This is a genomic window from Bifidobacterium erythrocebi (assembly GCF_012932675.1).
Lineage (GTDB): Bacteria > Actinomycetota > Actinomycetes > Actinomycetales > Bifidobacteriaceae > Bifidobacterium > Bifidobacterium erythrocebi.
Genome location: NZ_JAAIIF010000008.1, coordinates 430592 through 446382, shown reverse-complemented (window position 1 = coordinate 446382; position 15791 = coordinate 430592). Strand labels below are relative to the sequence as shown.

At 61.8% G+C, this 15791-nt stretch carries 13 protein-coding genes and 5 tRNA genes; 17 read left to right on the top strand and 1 reads right to left on the bottom strand.

Annotated features, from left to right (window positions below; all coding sequences use genetic code 11):
- Window positions 1-296 precede the first annotated feature (296 nt).
- From G1C98_RS05635 to G1C98_RS05590, 10 genes are all read left to right on the top strand, one after another.
- Window positions 297-1523 carry an acetate/propionate family kinase gene (locus G1C98_RS05635; RefSeq protein ID WP_169080035.1) on the top strand — a complete coding sequence of 409 codons (1227 nt, stop codon included), beginning with the start codon at window positions 297-299 and terminating at the stop codon, window positions 1521-1523.
- 375 nt (window positions 1524-1898) lie between these two features.
- Complete coding sequence (locus tag G1C98_RS05630) at window positions 1899-3890, top strand: acyltransferase family protein (protein WP_169080187.1); 1992 nt, start codon at window positions 1899-1901, stop codon at window positions 3888-3890.
- Between the two features lie 130 nt (window positions 3891-4020).
- Entirely contained in the window at window positions 4021-5043 is a 1023-nt protein-coding gene (locus G1C98_RS05625; protein WP_169080033.1) for a ribose-phosphate diphosphokinase, read from the top strand.
- Between the two features lie 130 nt (window positions 5044-5173).
- A tRNA-Gln gene (locus G1C98_RS05620) sits at window positions 5174-5244 on the top strand.
- An 88-nt stretch (window positions 5245-5332) separates the two neighbouring features.
- Window positions 5333-6715, top strand: a complete 1383-nt coding sequence (gene glmU / locus G1C98_RS05615) for a bifunctional UDP-N-acetylglucosamine diphosphorylase/glucosamine-1-phosphate N-acetyltransferase GlmU (protein ID WP_169080031.1) — start codon at window positions 5333-5335, stop codon at window positions 6713-6715.
- 119 nt (window positions 6716-6834) lie between these two features.
- The gene (gene rsfS / locus G1C98_RS05610; protein ID WP_169080029.1) at window positions 6835-7251 is read left to right on the top strand and encodes a ribosome silencing factor; all 417 of its coding nucleotides are present in this window, start codon (window positions 6835-6837) and stop codon (window positions 7249-7251) included.
- 188 nt (window positions 7252-7439) lie between these two features.
- Entirely contained in the window at window positions 7440-8138 is a 699-nt protein-coding gene (locus G1C98_RS05605) for a histidine phosphatase family protein (RefSeq protein WP_169080027.1), read from the top strand.
- Between the two features lie 233 nt (window positions 8139-8371).
- A tRNA-Ala gene (locus G1C98_RS05600) sits at window positions 8372-8444 on the top strand.
- A 77-nt stretch (window positions 8445-8521) separates the two neighbouring features.
- A tRNA-Ala gene (locus G1C98_RS05595) sits at window positions 8522-8594 on the top strand.
- A 335-nt stretch (window positions 8595-8929) separates the two neighbouring features.
- Entirely contained in the window at window positions 8930-9649 is a 720-nt protein-coding gene (locus G1C98_RS05590; protein WP_169080025.1) for an ECF transporter S component, read from the top strand.
- A gap of 100 nt (window positions 9650-9749) precedes the next feature.
- Here G1C98_RS05590 and G1C98_RS05585 read toward each other — a convergent pair whose 3' ends face one another.
- Window positions 9750-10067 carry a cupin domain-containing protein gene (locus G1C98_RS05585; RefSeq protein WP_335341293.1) on the bottom strand — a complete coding sequence of 106 codons (318 nt, stop codon included), beginning with the start codon at window positions 10065-10067 and terminating at the stop codon, window positions 9750-9752.
- A 248-nt stretch (window positions 10068-10315) separates the two neighbouring features.
- Between G1C98_RS05585 and G1C98_RS05580 the strand changes: the two genes are divergently transcribed.
- The 7 genes from G1C98_RS05580 to G1C98_RS05550 all read left to right on the top strand — a co-directional run bounded on the left by G1C98_RS05580 (window position 10316) and on the right by G1C98_RS05550 (window position 15758).
- Window positions 10316-10927, top strand: a complete 612-nt coding sequence (locus G1C98_RS05580) for an ATP-dependent Clp protease proteolytic subunit (protein WP_335341292.1) — start codon at window positions 10316-10318, stop codon at window positions 10925-10927.
- A gap of 2 nt (window positions 10928-10929) precedes the next feature.
- Complete coding sequence (locus G1C98_RS05575; protein WP_169080019.1) at window positions 10930-11577, top strand: ATP-dependent Clp protease proteolytic subunit; 648 nt, start codon at window positions 10930-10932, stop codon at window positions 11575-11577.
- Between the two features lie 130 nt (window positions 11578-11707).
- Window positions 11708-13045 carry an ATP-dependent Clp protease ATP-binding subunit ClpX gene (clpX, locus tag G1C98_RS05570; protein ID WP_169080017.1) on the top strand — a complete coding sequence of 446 codons (1338 nt, stop codon included), beginning with the start codon at window positions 11708-11710 and terminating at the stop codon, window positions 13043-13045.
- Window positions 13046-13179: 134 nt separating this feature from the next.
- Window positions 13180-13253 (top strand) — tRNA-Arg (locus G1C98_RS05565).
- A 38-nt stretch (window positions 13254-13291) separates the two neighbouring features.
- Window positions 13292-13365, top strand: a tRNA-Arg gene (locus G1C98_RS05560).
- 218 nt (window positions 13366-13583) lie between these two features.
- A complete protein-coding gene (locus G1C98_RS05555; protein ID WP_417852294.1) occupies window positions 13584-15014 on the top strand; it encodes a Na+/H+ antiporter NhaA in 1431 nt (476 codons plus the stop codon).
- Window positions 15015-15017: 3 nt separating this feature from the next.
- Complete coding sequence (locus G1C98_RS05550; protein ID WP_169080015.1) at window positions 15018-15758, top strand: LOG family protein; 741 nt, start codon at window positions 15018-15020, stop codon at window positions 15756-15758.
- The last annotated feature ends 33 nt before the right edge of the window (window positions 15759-15791 follow it).

Sequence of the window (15791 nt, the reverse complement as noted above, 5' to 3'; positions counted from 1 at the left end):
CGATAGGCGCAGAACAAGGCCGGGAATCGGTCGGGTATTCGCAAGGATGCCTGATCGATCCCCGGTCTCGTTTTTCCCGGGCGCGGCCGGGATAGGGGAGGGGAAACACCGTGCAACGGTGAGGCCGGAGTGCAAAACGGTCATAGGAAATCGTCGGGCTGCGCAACGGGCATGAACTTCGTGCCGCGCGTCTCGAATCGACGGGAATACACAGGACTTTGTAGGACGCAAAGAGTAATCTGGGCAACGGTAAATCCGTGTGTGCGGAACAGTACAACAATTGGAGGATGCCCACAATGGCAAAAACCGTCCTTGTTATCAATTCCGGCTCCAGCTCGATCAAGTACCAGCTGGTCGACCTCGAATCCGGTGAAGGTATCGCTTCCGGCCTCGTCGAGAAGATCGGCGAGCCTGTCGACGGCCACTACAAGCACGAGTACAACGGTGAGAAGCACGAGCTCGAAGAGCCGATTCACGATCACGAGCAGGGTCTGAAGCGCGTTCTCGGCTTCTTCGACGAGTTCGGCCCGAAGCTGTCCGACGCCGGCATCGTCGCCGTCGGTCACCGCGTGGTCCAGGGCGGCTCCATCTTCCCGCAGCCGGCCCTCGTCACCGACAAGACCATCAACCAGGTCAAGGATCTGGCCGTGCTCGCCCCGCTGCACAACGGCCCGGAGGCCAAGGGTGCCGAAGTCATGCGCGCTCTGCTGCCGGATGTCCCGCAGGTCTTCGTGTTCGATTCCTCCTTCTTCTTCCAGCTGCCGAAGGCTTCCAGCACTTACGCGCTGAACAAGGAAGTCGCCGATCAGTACCACATCCGCCGTTACGGCGCTCACGGCACCTCTCACGAGTTCATCTCCTCCGTGGTGCCGTCCGTCATCGGCAAGCCGGCCGAAGGCCTCAAGCAGATCGTGCTGCACATCGGCAACGGCGCTTCCGCCTCCGCCGAGATCTCCGGCAAGCCGATCGAGACCTCCATGGGCCTGACCCCGCTGGAAGGCCTCGTGATGGGCGGCCGTACCGGCGACATCGACCCGGCAGTCGTGTTCCACCTGATCCGCAACGCCCACATGAGCGTCGACGAACTGGACACCCTGTTCAACAAGCGTTCCGGCATGATGGGCATGACCGGCTACGGCGATCTGCGTGAAGTGCATCGCCTGGTTGCCGAAGGCAACGAGGACGCCAAGCTGGCTCTCGATGTCTACGTCCACCGCATCGTCGGCTACATCGGCAACTACACCGCTCAGCTAGGCGGCGTCGACGTGATCACCTTCACCGCAGGCGTCGGCGAGAACGACGACGTGGTCCGCAAGATGGTGTGCGACAAGCTCGCCCCGTTCGGCGTCAAGCTGGACGAAGAGAAGAACGCCACCCGCTCCAAGGAACCGCGCATCATCTCCACCCCGGACTCCTCGGTCACCATCTGCGTCATCCCGACCAACGAAGAGCTGGCCATCGCCCGCAAGTCCGCCGCCATCGCAGAAGCCGGCGAGGACTACTACGGCGCCAAGGTCGCCTGAGCCCCAACCCGGTAGGCTACAGCGCATGAAAGCGAGCACTGCAGGAACACGACGTTTCCCGTAACGGTTCCCGCAGAACCCGCAACAGGCAAGGCCCCGACACACACGTGCCGGGGCCTTTTCCTATGCCAAAAACACCCGAAACAAGCCTGCGCAAAACAGCCCCCGAACTACAAACCATCGGATATCATACAGGTTTGCAACGAACAGGTCGCATACCGAAAACAGGAACGCCGAATTAGGGGATACCAACAGTATGATTAGCCCTGTTTGCATAACGCACGAATACGATCACCGCTCCACGGTACGGAGAAGGCACCGGCATTCGCAACGCCGCATCCCGTACGGATGGGAAGAAGAGGAAACCCGCGCATGATGAAGAAGTTCGTCGGACTAGACGGCATCAAAGGCCTGGCATTAGTGGCCATCGTCGCATACCACTGCGCCCAGGACAAGCTCCCCGGCGGATTCTACGGCGTCGACGTATTCTTCACCGTAGCCGGCTTCGTCATGGCCGCAAGCATGTTCCGCAAACTCTTCCGCAACGGCAAAATCAACCTTGCCCGCTACGCGCAACGACGACTGGCACGCCTCTACCCGGCCCTGCTGCTCGCGGTCACAGCCATGGTAACAACCGCAGGACTCCTCGACCGAGACGCCCTGGTGAACATCTCAGGACAAGTGCTCAGCTCACTGACCGGCTGGTACAACTGGCACGCCATCATAGGCGGCCAAAGCTACTTCGACCAGATGAACCCCCAACTCTTCCGCCACCTATGGTTCGTAGGCCTACTCATGCAGTTCTACGTACTACTGCCCATCATCGTATGGATCATGTGGAAAATACGCTCCACACGATTCTCAGTCGCAGTACCACTTGCGCTCGCCGCGGTCAGCGGCACGCTGATGTGGATGCTGTACGAGCCCGGCGGCGATCCCACCCGCGTGTATTTCGGCACCGACACCCATTCCGTCGGCCTGATGCTCGGCGTGGCGTTCGCATGGTGCGTGTGCACGTACGAATACAACCATTACCGCCCGGTCACCAAGATAGGTGATTTGGGATCGGAAACCTCCGCCGAACCGGGGAAGCGGATTCCCCCAAGCGCACAGACCACATTCGCCGTGCCGTCGCACCTGCAGCCGCCGCAGCCGCCATCTGGCCCCGGCATCGTCATCGCGCCGGCCATGGCCTTCGCCGCGCTCATCGTGCTTTTCGCACTGTGCTTCTGCGGCAAGCAGGACGATTTCGCCTTCCGTGGCGGCATCATTCTCGCCAGCGTATGTTCGGTGATCCTCATCGCGGGAACGATCAGCGCGAACTCGTGGATGCGCGACCTCATGCTCTTCAAACCGCTGGCCGCCCTCGGACGCCACTCCTACGGCGTGTACCTGTGGCATTGGCCGCTGTGGATCATCGTCTCCGCGCTGATCGGCAAGGGCAATCCGCGTAACGGCGGCTGGGTGCTCATCGTGACCCTGGCACTGACCGCGGTGTGCTCCGCCATCTCGTGGTACCTCCTTGAGCAGCCGATAGCACGCCACTCCGCGTCCTACGCGATTTTCCCGTATCCGGTCAGCCCCGAAGAGAACAAGACCGTGCAGATCCTGCGTGCGGTGGTCGCAGACGTGCTGATCGTGGCCGCCATGATCGGCTGCGCCCGTGCAATCAACGATGCCCCCTCAAAAACACAGATGCAGGTCCAGCTCGAACGCCAATCGGACAAGCTCAAGCACCCACAGCCCGGCCAGCCGGTCAAGCCGGACCAGTCCAAGCAGCCTTCGCCGCAGGCACACCCCGATCAGGCCAAGCCCAAGCCCGCAGATCAGAAGAAAGCCGCCAATGCGAAACCGGCGGCACCCAAGCACACCGCGCCAGCCGGCAATCAGATGACAGCCATCGGCGATTCCGTCATGCTGGCCAGCAGCGACGGTCTTGCAGCGGTCTTCCCGGGCATCGACATCAACGCCGAAGTGTCCCGTTCCATGGCCGTGGCCTCGCAGATCGCCCAAGCGGACGCGGCTGCGAACAACCTGCGCCAATGGGTCGTGGTCGGCCTGAGCACCAACGGTTACGTCACCGTCGAACAGCTCGACCAGCTTCGCCAGCAGATGGGCGACGACAGAATAATGGTATTGGTCAACGCGCACGGCGATCGTGCCTGGATCAGCGTGAACAACCAGATGTTCGCCGACTATGCCAACAGCCACGCCTCCAATACGGTGCTGGTGGATTGGGACGCGATGGCCAACCAGCATCTCGACCAGCTCTCATCAAGCGACGGCATCCACCCGGCCATCGGCAGCGACATCTACGCGCAGGCCGTCAAGCAGGCTATTGACGGCTGGATCGCCGCCGGACACTGATTCCCGCGCCTCCGGGAAAGAACGGCCAGCGTGAGCGTGAGCGGGTAATCGCCGGGGGAGTGTTGCGGTCGGCGTAGGTCGCTACACTTAGGGCTTACAAGCCCATGACTAACAAAACTTTTGGGAGATAATGGTGAGCGCAATCCTTGAAGGGAAGCCAGATAAAAACCTCATTCTCGTAACGGGAAGAGTTCATCCGAAACTTGCTCAGGATGTTGCCGATCAACTCGGCATTGACGTACTCGAAACCACGGCATACGACTTCGCCAACGGCGAGATGTATGTGCGCTACACCGAATCCGTGCGCGGCGCCGACGTCTTCGTACTGCAAAGCCATTACCAGCCGATCAACAAGGCGATCATGGAACAGCTCATCATGATCGATGCGCTCAAGCGTGCCTCCGCCCGCTCCATCACCGCCGTGTGCCCGCTGCTGGGCTACTCCCGCCAGGATAAGAAGCACCGCGGCCGCGAGCCCATCTCCTGCCGTCTCATCTTCGACCTGCTCAAGACCGCAGGTGCCGACCGCATCATGTCCGTCGATCTGCACGCCGCACAGTCTCAGGGCTTCTTCGACGGCCCGGTCGACCATCTCATCGCCATGCCGGTGCTCGTCGACTACATCCGCGATCGTTTCCAAGGCCAGCTCGACAACGTCGCCGTCGTCTCCCCGGACGCCGGCCGCATTCGCGTGGCCGAACAGTGGGCTCAGCGCCTCGGCGGCGGCCCGCTCGCCTTCGTGCACAAGACCCGCGACATCACCCGTCCGAACCAGGCCGTCGCCAACCGCGTGGTCGGTGACGTCGAAGGCAAGGACTGCGTGCTCGTCGACGATCTGATCGACACCGCGGGCACCATCGCCGGCGCATGCAACGTGCTGAAGGAAGCCGGAGCCAAGTCCGTGACCGTGGTCGCCACGCACGGCGTGCTCTCCGGACCGGCCGTCGAACGCCTCAAGAACTGCGGTGCGCGCGAGGTCGTCCTCACCGACACCGTTCCGATTCCGGATGAGAAGCGCTGGGACGGTCTGACGGTCCTGTCCATCGCGCCGCTGCTGGCCAGCGCCATCCGCGCCGTGTTCGAGGACGGTTCCGTCGCCGAACTGTTCGACACGTACCCGGAGCATCACGGCAAGGGATTCCTCTTCGCCTAAGGTGCACTGCGGGGCCGCGAGGCTTCGTGCACCTTCCGGAATACCGGAACGATAACTAAAAACGCCACACCGACGCGTCGCACGCGAAACGTGTGGCATAATAAACACTTGGCGGGCTTACGCTCGCCGTTCCCCCATGGTGTAATGGCAGCACACGGGTCTTTGGAACCCTTTGTCTTGGTTCGAGTCCAGGTGGGGGAGCCCATGAAACGGCCACCCGGCTTTTTTGGCCGGATGGCCGTTTGTCGTTTCATCCGTCATGGCACACATAGACAGGAGAGCAAACAGAATGGCATTGTCCGCTGCAATTATTCTCGCCGCGGGTGAGGGCACCCGCATGCGTTCCAACAAGCCGAAGGTGCTGCACACTTTTGCAGGGAAAACCTTCCTGAACCGAGTCATGGACTCCGTTTCCGCGCTGAACCCCGGCACCCTTGCCGTGGTCGTTCGCTTCCAGGGCGAGCGTGTGGCCGAGACCGCGCGTTCCTATAACGAGAACGTCACCATCGTCAATCAGGACGACAAGCCGGGTACCGGCCGTGCCGTGCAGTGCGCCATGGATGAGCTTACCGCCAATGGCGAGCTCACCGGTTCCGTGCTCATCGCGGCATCCGACATGCCGTTGCTTGATTCCGAGACCCTTGGCGCGTTGCTTGACTTCCACAACAAGAGCGGCAACGGCGCCACCGTGCTCACCACCGTGCTCGATGATCCGACCGGGTATGGCCGCATCATCCGCGACAGCGAAGGCAACGTGCTGCGCATCGTGGAACAGAAGGACGCCAACAGCAGCGAACTGGCCGTGCATGAGGTGAACACTTCCGTGTACGTGTTCGATGCCGCCGTGCTGACCAAGGCGATTGCCGGCCTGAAATCCGACAATGCACAGGGCGAGTTCTACCTGACCGACGCGCTGGAGACCGCCAAGCAGGAGAGCGCGGTGGGCGCGTTCGCCGCACCCGATCCACTGAGCGTGGAGGGCGTGAACGACCGTGTGCAGCTTGCCGCCCTTGCCAAGGCGCATAACATTCGCGTGTGCGAGCAGTGGATGCGTGCCGGCGTCGATATTCTCGATCCGCAGACCACGTGGATCGAGGATGACGTGCAGATCGGCCGTGACGCTGTGATTCTGCCGGGCAGCTTCCTGCAGGGGCATACCGTTATCGGCGAGAATGCCGTAGTGGGCCCGTACACCACGCTGATCGACGCCGTGGTGGATGACGACGCCGTGGTGGAGCGTTCCCGCGTGCAGGAGTCCCATATCGGCCGTGGCGCGAACATCGGCCCGTGGACGTATCTGCGCCCGGGCAACGAGTTCGGCGAGGGCGCGAAGGCCGGCGCGTTCGTGGAAATGAAGAAGGCGCATATCGGCAACGGCACCAAGGTGCCGCACCTGAGCTACGTGGGCGACGCCGAACTGGGCGATCACACCAATATCGGTGGCGGTACCATCACCGCCAATTACGATGGCGTGCACAAGAACCGTACTAAGATCGGTGCCGGCTGCCATGTGGGCGCGGGCAACCTGTTCGTCGCCCCGGTCGAGGTCGGGGACAATGTGACGACTGGTGCCGGTTCTGTGGTTCGCCATGAGGTGCCGAGCGATTCCATGGTGTACTCCGAGAACACGCAGCACAACGTCGAAGGATGGAAGCCCGCCTGGGAGCGCTGAGCCCCCTGATAACCCTAGGCGTCACAATGCAGAAGCCCGGAAGGGCTTCGCTCGCCTCACCACATACACCCATACACACTCTGCATACAGCAGGAATCGAATAACCGGGAAGGAAACCCATGCCAGCTTTGCAATCCTCCATCGACGACATCCGCGTTGCCGCGGCGGCCGCCGATCGTATGAAGGCCACCGACATCGTCGCCTTCGACGTGACCGTGCCGCTCGGCATCACCGACATCATGATGGTCGCCACCGCCTCAAACGAGCGCCAGGTGCTTGCCGTGGCCGAGGAGATCGAACGCGATCTGTACCTGAAGTGCGGCAAGCGTCAGCCGCGTGAACGCGAGGGTCTGACGGAAGGGCAGTGGGTGCTGCTCGATTACGGCGATTACGTGATTCATGTGATGCACACCGAATCGCGCGAATACTACAACCTGGAGCGTCTGTGGCGTGATTGCCCACAGATCGACCTGCAGCTCGAACACCCGGAAACCAGCGCGGATAACGCCGACACGGCCGATTCCGACGCCGAGTGAGCCGTAGCCGCATGATTGCGTGAGACCAGGGCCTGCGGCCGCGAATACCGTATACGCATCGCATATACGGTTCGCGGCGGCGGGCCTTTGCCATATTCGGCCGTCACCGGAACGCAGTCACCGGAGCGCGGTCAACAGACTGCAATCATCGGGAATAGTCATCGGAACTGAGAAAAAGAAAGATTCACATGCCACAACACGTTCGTTCCATTTTCCTCGTCCGCCACGGACGCACCTCATACAACGCGGCACACCGCCTCCAAGGCCAGGTGGACATCCCCTTGGACGCCGTGGGGCAGTGGCAGGTCAGGCAAACCGCCCTTGCCCTAAAGGATCTGTATGTGGACAGGCGGCCGCAGGTGAGCCACCAGCTGATCGTCTGCTCCGATCTTGGGCGCGCGAGGGCCACCGCACAGGCGTTCGCCGACGTGTTGGGTGGAGCCGAACTGCACCCGGATCCGCGCGTGCGCGAACGCAGCTTCGGCCAGTGGGACGGCCATGCGGTCTCCGAACTGGCTGAGCGTTACCCTGAGGACTTCAAGCTTTGGGTCGATCACAAGGACGGCGAGATGAAGTATGGCGCCGAAGCGAAAAGCGCCGTGGGCGCACGCGGCGTTGCGGCGATCAATGACTGGTCCACGCGTGCCGGCGACGATACCGACCTGTACATCTTCTCCCATGGCGCATGGATTTCCCAGACGTTGCAGACCTTGCTGGGGCTTAACCAGGTGGATCCGACGTTTGCCAGCGTGCTATCCATGGGCAATGCGCACTGGGTGCGGCTGATTCCGATGGATACCGCCGAGGGCGATCTGCGCTGGAGGCTGATGGATTACAACCATGGCCCGGCCATCGCCGATACGGACGAGTGGGAGCGCGAACGCTGACATGCGGGGCTCCTGTTTGCTGTTAAGGCAGGGGAGAGCGGAACACGTTGAGATTTTTCGAGGGCAGCGGTGCCGGCATCGCCGCCCTTATCTACGCTCGGCGTGTCGCGTAAAAACGGCGGAATTCCAACGAAAATCTGCTTCTTGTTGGCATGTGCGACACGCCTCGTTTGCGTATTTAGACATTCCGTCGTATTGTATTCGAGGTTCGCAAAGAACGGATAAATGAAAACGGGGCTATGGCGCAGCTGGTAGCGCATCTCCATGGCATGGAGAGGGTCAGGGGTTCGAATCCCCTTAGCTCCACGATGAGGTGCTTGATTTAAGTATCTCTCCCTGATTCAGTCGGGCGGCTTCGCTCGCTGGGTCAGATAAATGAAAACGGGGCTATGGCGCAGCTGGTAGCGCATCTCCATGGCATGGAGAGGGTCAGGGGTTCGAATCCCCTTAGCTCCACAGGTGAATGAAACCCCTTGCTCCGGCAAGGGGTTTTCTTGTATCTGGATGACGTAACGGTGTGGGCGTCGCAACGCAATGATGGGATGGTCGCAAGTCTTGCTTGTCGCCCAAGACATGACGGCATGGGTCCTATGAAACGTGGTCTGAATCGGTGCGTATCGGTGTGTATAGTGGTCGGCGGCGTCTCCGCCCGTGCCGCGCAGGTCAAGGGGCGCCCGGAAAGCCAGCTCGGTTTTTGGGGTATGCGCCCCTCGTTCATGTACGTATGAAACCGTGCCGCTGGCCCCGAACGAATCGCTGTGCGCGGCCACACCAGGAACAGGAAGCGTCGTATGTCTGCACAGTCGACCAGCGCATCATTGGATCATAAGAACGCACAGCCGAAGGGGAATGGCCCCGCAGCGAACGGAAACGGGCGGGGAAGCGAACGTGGCAACCGCAAGGCGACGAGCAGGCGTCTGCGCTGGGCTCCCGCCGACATAGCGGTCGGCGCGGCCATCGGCGTTGCCTGCGGCGTGATCTTCCAGGGCTTCAATTTCGTCTATCCTGCGCTCTCCGCGCTGCTCGGCGCGGTGCTGCCCGGTCTGGCGAGCCTGTTCCATGCCGTCTGGTACGCCTCCGGCGTGTTCGCCGTGCTGGTGATCCGCAAGCCGGGTGCCGCCATATACGTCAATCTGGTCGGCTCGTTCGCGGAAATGGTGATCGGCAACCAGTACGCGTTCGGATTCGTGGTGATTTCCGCCGCCCTGCAGGGCCTGTGCTCGGAAATTCCCTTCACCGCGACCCACTACCGTCGCTTCACGCTGCCTCTCGCCGCGCTGGGAGGGGCGCTTACCGGCCTGGAATACGGCATATACCTGCTGCTGTTCCGCTATGCCGGCGTGGCGCTGCTCAGCCCGCGCGGCATCACGCATATGATCTGCGAGGTGATCGGCGGCGTGCTGATCGCCGGCGTGGCGAGCTGGTTCCTCTATGTGGCGCTCGCCAAGACCGGCGCATTGGACAAGTTGGCATCCGGGCGTGCGATGCGCGGTGAAGCCGTAGCCGATTAAATCGGCATGCGAGGGGGCTCGACGCCCCGCAGTCGAATACGAAAACGCCCGCAGGTCCGTCAAAGGCGGCCTTGTGGGCGTTTTCTGCTACCGCGCCGGTTCAGCTCTTGGAACCGGTCATCATGGTGAGCATCATCACGCTCGGTTCGAGCGCACGGATCGCGTGGGGCAGACGGGTGGTGAAGTGCACGAGTCCGCCAGGCACAAGCTCGACGGTCTCATCGCCGCCGGTCACCTCCAGCCTGCCCTTGAGCACCTGCACGAACACCGGCATCGCTGCGGTGTGCTCGCTCAGCTCCTGCCCCTTGTCGAAGGTGAAAAGCACCACGTTCGCACCCTCGACGCTCATCACCGTGCGTGAGACGGTGGCCTCCTCCTGAATCTGCACCAACGGTTCCAGCTGGTCGATGAAGCTCATCGCATTGGTCGGGGTTTCATGTTCTGCCATGTCGGCTCCTTTCGGATGTTCTGTGCACTGCCTACTGTACAGGGCCGAATGAGGTGGGGCAGGGGCCGGACGGGTTTGCCTGAAACGCCCATGAAGCGCGTGCGGCGGGTACGCGGGGAGCTGAAAAGACGGCAAAAGGGCGTAAAAATGGCCATCCGTCTCTTCGGGGCGGTAGTCTGAGAAATGTTGAAGAATATGTAATTCGAATGGAGAGCATGGTGAACAACACTTTTGCAACCCTTCCGGTCATGGCTGGCGAGGATGCGCCCGCCGGTCCGGTCGATCCGATTTTCAATCGACTCCTCAAGGATCGCATCATCTGGATGGGCGAGGAGGTCAAGGATGAGATGGCCAACCGCATCAGCGCGCAGATGCTGATGCTGGCCGCCGAGGATCCGAAGAAGGACATCTGGCTGTACATCAATTCCCCGGGCGGCTCGATCACCGCAGGCATGGCCATCTACGACACCATGCAGCTCATCGAACCCGATGTGGCTACGGTCGGCCTGGGCATGTGCGCCTCGATGGGTCAGTTCCTGCTGAGCTCCGGCACGAAGGGCAAGCGTTATCTGACGTCCCATGCCCGTGTGCTGATGCACCAGCCGTCCGGTGGTATCGGCGGCACCACCACCGATGTGCGCATCAATGCCGAGCTCATCATGGATATGAAGAAGACCATGAGCGAGCTGACCGCAGAACAGACCGGCCACACCGTCGAGGAAATCTACCGCGACAACGAATACGATCACTGGTTCACCGCGCAGGAAGCCTTGGATTACGGCTTCGTGGATAAGATCATCACCACGCGCGACAGCATGAGGGGAGAGTGAACATGGCTAGCGAGGAAGCGCAGTTCGTAGCCCGCGCCCAGCGTCTTGCCGGGCCGACCAACCGTTATGTCATGCCGCAGTTCAGCGAGAAGACGCCGTACGGCATGAAGACCATGGACGCCTATTCCAGGCTGTTCGAGGATCGCATCATCTTCCTCGGCGTGCAGGTGGACGACACCTCCGCCGACGACATCATGGCGCAGCTGCTGGTTCTGGAAAGCCAGGATCCGAACCGCGATGTGATGATGTACATCAACTCCCCGGGCGGCTCGATGACCGCCATGACCGCCATCTATGACACCATGCAGTACATCAAGCCCGACGTGCAGACCGTGTGCCTCGGCCAGGCTGCCTCCGCGGCGGCCATCCTGCTGGCCGCCGGTGCCGAGGGCAAGCGCCTGATGCTGCCGAACGCCCGCGTGCTGATCCACCAGCCGGCCATCGACCAGGGTTTCGGCAAGGCCACCGAGATCGAGATCCAGGCACGTGAGATGCTGCGCATGCGCGAATGGTTGGAGAACACGCTGGCCAAGCACACCGGTCAGCCGGTCGAGCGCATCCGCAAGGACATCGAGGTCGACACCTTCCTCACCGCCCAGGAGGCGAAGGACTACGGCATCGTCGACGAGGTGCTCGAACACCGCCAGTGATGCGGAAGGCGTGAGGGGCTGAACCCCGCCACGTCTTGGAATCCTTACCCATACCCCCGCCCCAAGATACGGGCGGGGGTATGGTGTTTGATGGAACATAATCGATTCGCGCATTTGCAGGAGGGGCCGCATGGGACGTGTAGTGGACTATAACGACGAAATACCGAAGTGCACGTTCTGCGGCAAGACCGAGCATCAGGTGCGCAAGCTGGTCACCGGCCAGGGTGCCGCCATCTGCGACGAATGCATCGAGCTGTGTGCGAACATCATCTCCGACGAGCGCATCAAGGACGTCGAGGTCAATGCGCTCACCCTGCCCAAGCCCATGCAGATCAACGAGTATCTCGACCGGTACGTCATCGGCCAGCAGACCGCCAAACGCGCTCTTTCCGTGGCCGTATACAACCATTACAAGCGTGTCAACATGGAACTGTGCGAAGCGGCCGGCCAGGTCGGCCCTGCGACAAGGGGCGATGACGATTCCCCGTCCGACCCGTTGCGCGACGTACAGGTGGCCAAATCGAACATCCTGCTCCTGGGTCCCACCGGCGTGGGCAAGACCTATCTGGCCCAGACGCTCGCCAAGGTGATGAACGTGCCGTTCGTCATCACCGATGCCACCACGCTCACCGAGGCCGGCTATGTGGGCGACGACGTGGAGACCGTGCTGCAACGGCTGCTGCAGGCGGCGGACGGCGACGTGTCCAAGGCGGAGCACGGCATCGTCTATATCGACGAGATCGACAAGATCGCGCGCAAGTCGGGGGAGAACACCTCCATCACGCGAGACGTCTCCGGCGAGGGTGTGCAGCAGGCGCTGCTCAAGATTCTGGAGGGCACCATCGCGTCCGTACCGTCCGAGGGCACGCGCAAGCACCGTGAGCAGGAGACCATTCAGGTCGATACGCGAGGGATCCTGTTCATCTGCGGCGGTGCCTTCGTGGGATTGACCGACATCATCAAGAATCGACTGGGCGCGAGGGAAAGCGGTTTCGGTGCCAAATGGCATGACCATGAAGTGCCCGACGAGGAACTGCTGCAGCAGGTGTGCGCCGACGATCTGGCGGAATTCGGGCTGCTGCCGGAGTTTATCGGTCGTCTGCCGGTGGTCAGCGTGCTGCAGGAACTGCGGGAGGATGACCTGGCGGCGGTACTCACGCAACCGTCGAACGCGCTGATCAAGCAGTACATGAAGCTCTTCGCGGTCGATGGCGTGACGCTCACCTTCACCGAGGATGCGATTGCGGCGATCGCGCGCACGGCGATACGACAGGGGACCGGCGCGCGAGGATTGCGTTCGATCATCGAACGCACGTTGCAGGATACGATGTTCCGCCTACCCAGCATGGACCATGTGATCGAAGTGGTCGTGGACGGTGCCGCGGTCGAAGGCAAGGGCAGCCCGCGCATCATTCGCGACGAGGAGAACGTGGACACGCAGTCCATGCCGAGCCTGAACGCCATGTGAAGCGCCGGGCGTGCGCGTTGGAGTCGTCTGGTCGCGGTGCCTTGACGCAGCTTCTCCGACACGCGCGACATGCCGTATTTGCATTATGAAATGAAGTGGGTAATATAAGTCGAGTTGTTTGAAAGAACAACGTTGCGCGAGTAGCCCAGCGGATTAGAGCAGCTGACTACGGATCAGCAGGTCGCAGGTTCGAATCCTGTCTCGCGCACTACCACGGGTCATCACGTGGTGAAAGAAGATGACGTTGCGCGAGTAGCCCAGCGGATTAGAGCAGCTGACTACGGATCAGCAGGTCGCAGGTTCGAATCCTGTCTCGCGCACCCGGTACCCCGTTGCAGTGCAGCGGGGTTTTCTTGTATTCGCAGGCGATCGCCGTGCAGGAGTGGACGGTGTGAATCGGTGGTCCGCGAACTGATACACGGGTGTCTCATGGCTGATGCTCAGGGCATAAATCGTTCATAATCGTTCGCTAGTGTGTATGAGGATATACACGACAACCATGCCCCGGCGTCGGGCGTCATGGTGGTAAGGAGAGCCGATGGCCGAGACACAAGCGCGCACACCGAATAGATTCTGGATGGGGGTTAGGCGGGTCGCCGCATCGGATCGACTTTCCGGTCTGATCATGCTGGCCTTCGCACTTGCCGGTCTGATCCTGGCGAATCTGCCGGCCACCGCCCATCTGTTCGAAACGATCGCGGAAACGCATATCGCCATTCCGCGCACGAACATCGATCTTCCGATCGGGCACTGGGCCCAGGACGGTCTGCTGACGGTGTTCTTCCTTATGGTCGGTCTTGATCTGAAGCAGGAACTCACCACCGGTTCGCTCGCCAATCCCAAGGCGGCCGCGGTGCCCATGCTGTGCGCCGTGGGAGGCATGATGGTGCCGCCGGTGCTGTTCCTTGCGGTAACGGCCCTGTTCGCGCGTTTCGCGCCTCCTGGACCCGGATTCGAGACCATCGCCTCCGGCGAGGTGTACTCCTATTCGGCCATCGCCCACGGGTGGGCGGTCCCGACGGCCACGGATATCGCGTTCTCCCTGGCCGTGCTCGCCTTGTTCGCCATGGCCCTGCCCGGATCGATCCGCGCGTTCCTCATGACCCTGGCCACCGTGGACGATCTGCTCGCCATCGTGCTTATCGCCCTGTTCTTCTCCTCCCTGAACGCATGGTACTGGTTCATCGGCATTGCCGTGTGCGCCGCCGCGTGGGCCTTCCTCGTGCGCAGAAAACGCATCCCATGGATCGTCGCAGGCATTGTAGGCATCCTCGCATGGGTGATGATGTTCGAAGCCGGCGTGCACCCCACCCTGGCCGGCGTGCTGGTGGGCCTGCTCACCCCATCCCGCGAAATCTACGGCGAGAAGACGCCTCGCGCCGCACGCTACCATGACAAGCTGCAACCGCTGTCCGCGCTCGTCGCGCTGCCGATCTTCGCCCTGTTCGCCACCGGCGTGCACTTCGAATCGCTCACTCTCGCGCTGGTCGTCTCACCCGTGGTGGTGGGCATCATCGTCGCACTGGTAGTCGGCAAGCCGGTGGGCATCATGCTCGTCGCCTGGCTGAGCACCCATGTGGGCGGGTTGAAGATGCCGAAGGGTCTGCGCGTGCGTGACCTCTTCCCGGCGGCGTGCGCCTGCGGCATCGGCTTCACCGTATCGTTCCTCATCGCATCGCTGGCATACAAGAACCCCGAGCTTTCCGCCGAGGCGCGATTCGGCGTGCTGCTCGCCTCCCTGATCGCGGCATCCATCTCCGGTGTGCTGCTCAGCCGTCAGTCGAAGCGCTACGCCGCACTGAACGCCGCCAAGGAAGCGGCCGGCGAAGGCGACGACGAGATCGAGATCGAGGAACATTCCGTGCTGGACGACGGAACCCAAAGCGTCAGCGTGAAGGCGTTCACTCCGGAATGGCTCGCTACAATGAAGGCCCGTAGGCAGGAACGTCAATCCAGGAAAGACGAGTAGCACATGAACAACAAGCCGTTCGACCGCACCTATCGCCGTGGTTCGGAGATCCTGCGCGGCAAGCTCATCCCCAAGGACAGCTCCACCGCAACGCTGCTGAAAGCCGAACAGTCCTCCGACTGGCTCCATATGGACCCCTGGCGGGTGCTGCGCATCCAATCCGAATTCGTGGACGGATTCGACGCGCTCGCCGATCTGGGGCCGGCCGTGAGCATCTTCGGCTCCGCACGCGTGAAGGAAGACAGTCCGTACTACCGCGCCGCCGAGCGCATGGGGCAGCTGATCGCCGAGCAGGGGATCGCCGTGATCACCGGCGGCGGGCCGGGCATTATGGAGGCCGGCAACCGCGGTGCCGCCCTGGCGGGCGGAACATCCGTGGGACTGGGTATCGAACTGCCGCATGAACAGGGCATCAACGATTACGTGAACCTTGGCATGACGTTCAGGTACTTCTTCGTACGCAAGACCATGTTCGTCAAGTATTCGTCGGGCATCATCGTATGCCCCGGCGGTTTCGGCACCCTTGACGAGACCTTCGAGATCCTGACGCTGGTGCAGACCCACAAGGTGGACAAGAAGCCTGTGGTGCTGTTCGGATGCGAGTACTGGCAGGGACTGTTCGATTGGCTGAACGGCCCGGTGAAGGGCAACGGCATGATCTCCGGCGTGGACCCTCAGCTGGTCACCATCACCGACGATCCGGAGGAGGCGGTCAGCGTGGCGACCGGCACCATCGGCAAATAGACAGGCGAGCCGCACCACATGCTTCGGGCCCCG

Coding starts and splice junctions, on each gene's coding strand:
- G1C98_RS05635 (WP_169080035.1), top strand. CDS start 297: ATGGCAAAAACCGTCCTTGTTATCAATTCCGGCTCCAGCTCGATCAAG.
- G1C98_RS05630 (WP_169080187.1), top strand. CDS start 1,899: ATGAAGAAGTTCGTCGGACTAGACGGCATCAAAGGCCTGGCATTAGTG.
- G1C98_RS05625 (WP_169080033.1), top strand. CDS start 4,021: ATGGTGAGCGCAATCCTTGAAGGGAAGCCAGATAAAAACCTCATTCTC.
- glmU (WP_169080031.1), top strand. CDS start 5,333: ATGGCATTGTCCGCTGCAATTATTCTCGCCGCGGGTGAGGGCACCCGC.
- rsfS (WP_169080029.1), top strand. CDS start 6,835: ATGCCAGCTTTGCAATCCTCCATCGACGACATCCGCGTTGCCGCGGCG.
- G1C98_RS05605 (WP_169080027.1), top strand. CDS start 7,440: ATGCCACAACACGTTCGTTCCATTTTCCTCGTCCGCCACGGACGCACC.
- G1C98_RS05590 (WP_169080025.1), top strand. CDS start 8,930: ATGTCTGCACAGTCGACCAGCGCATCATTGGATCATAAGAACGCACAG.
- G1C98_RS05585 (WP_335341293.1), bottom strand. CDS start 10,067: ATGAGCTTCATCGACCAGCTGGAACCGTTGGTGCAGATTCAGGAGGAG.
- G1C98_RS05575 (WP_169080019.1), top strand. CDS start 10,930: ATGGCTAGCGAGGAAGCGCAGTTCGTAGCCCGCGCCCAGCGTCTTGCC.
- clpX (WP_169080017.1), top strand. CDS start 11,708: ATGGGACGTGTAGTGGACTATAACGACGAAATACCGAAGTGCACGTTC.
- G1C98_RS05555 (WP_417852294.1), top strand. CDS start 13,584: ATGGCCGAGACACAAGCGCGCACACCGAATAGATTCTGGATGGGGGTT.
- G1C98_RS05550 (WP_169080015.1), top strand. CDS start 15,018: ATGAACAACAAGCCGTTCGACCGCACCTATCGCCGTGGTTCGGAGATC.